The organism is Paradesertivirga mongoliensis (genome assembly GCF_024436395.1).
GTDB classification, from domain to species: domain Bacteria; phylum Bacteroidota; class Bacteroidia; order Sphingobacteriales; family Sphingobacteriaceae; genus Paradesertivirga; species Paradesertivirga mongoliensis.
In genome coordinates this window covers 1-1259 of sequence record NZ_JAFMZO010000008.1, presented here as the reverse complement: position 1 = coordinate 1259, position 1259 = coordinate 1, and the positions used below count along the sequence as shown (strand labels likewise).

Below are 1259 nucleotides of genomic sequence, written 5' to 3'. Positions count from 1 at the left end.
TGTAATAGCCACAACTTGATCTGACAGTTAATAGGTTTTAAAAAGTGTCAGATGTTCTCTTCGAATATATAAAAGTTTCTTCGAACTCATCAGACGCAGTTTGTGGCTCACCCTCCCCGTGGTGGCTTAAGGGAGGATAAGCCACAAACTGGTCTTCGGTCAGTCTTTCTATCAACTTTTCCTTTGCTAATGAAATACTGTCTTTGAACGTCTGCATTGGTGTTTTACCGAAGCAATATTTGCCGGTATGCGTTCGGTCCTGGTTATAATAGGTCATCCAACGATCAAGATCAGTTTGTAACTCCTGTATTGTTCGATAAACCTTCTTGCGAAATGCAATAGCATAAAATTCATCCTGAATAGTTCTATGAAAGCGTTCGCAGATGCCATTAGTTTGAGGACTTTTAGCTTTTGTTTTGCTATGGTCAATATCTTCCACAGCCAGGTATAACTGGTACTCATGCTGATCTCTGGAGCCGCAGTATTCTGTTCCCCGATCAGTTAATACGCGAAGCAATCGCAGCTCGTGCTGTTCAAAGAATGGCACTACCTGATCATTGAGCATATCAGCTGCAATCAGTGCATTCTTTCTGTCATACAGTTTGGTAAAGGCAACTTTGGAGTAGGTATCAATAAAAGTTTGCTGGTAAATGTGACCAACGCCTTTGATGTTTCCTACATAATAAGTGTCCTGAGCGCCAAGATAGCCGGGATGATAGGTTTCAATTTCACCATGTGCTTTTTTCTCTTCTTTGGCTTTCTCCAGAGCGACAATCTGCGCTTCGGTCAGTACAATGCCTTCCTGCGCTGATTTTGCCTCCAAGGCTTTTAAGCGAAGCTTGAAGGTTTGCAGATCATGCCGCAGCCAAACACTTCTTACTCCTCCGGGAGAGATGAATATTCCTTGCTTCTTTAATTCATTGGAAACACGCAATTGACCTAAAGCAGGTTGCTCTATGGCCAGTTCTACAACAAGTTTCTCAATGTGCTCCTCAACGCGGTTCTTCAGTACTGGTTTGCGTCGGGAGATTTCCTGCAAGGCCAATTCTCCGCCTTGCTCATAAAGTTCTTTGAAACGATAGAAACTATCCCGGGAGTAGCCCATTACTTTACAGGCCTTCGATACGTTTCCTAAATGCTGGGCAAGTTCTAATATGCCCACCTTGTTCCTGATGATTTTCTCTTGTGTTGTCATTGCTTAATCTGATTTTAAGTTACTAATTTTATTGTAACTGTCAGATTAAGTCGTGACTACTTCA

The 1259-nt window shown here is 42.3% G+C and carries 1 pseudogene; it reads right to left on the bottom strand.

Features of this window, described 5'->3' with window-relative positions:
• Nucleotides 1–160: 160 nt before the first annotated feature.
• Nucleotides 161–1195, bottom strand: a pseudogene (locus J3P43_RS19520) (IS481 family transposase); the annotation flags it as partial.
• Between the last annotated feature and the right edge of the window lie 64 nt (nucleotides 1196–1259).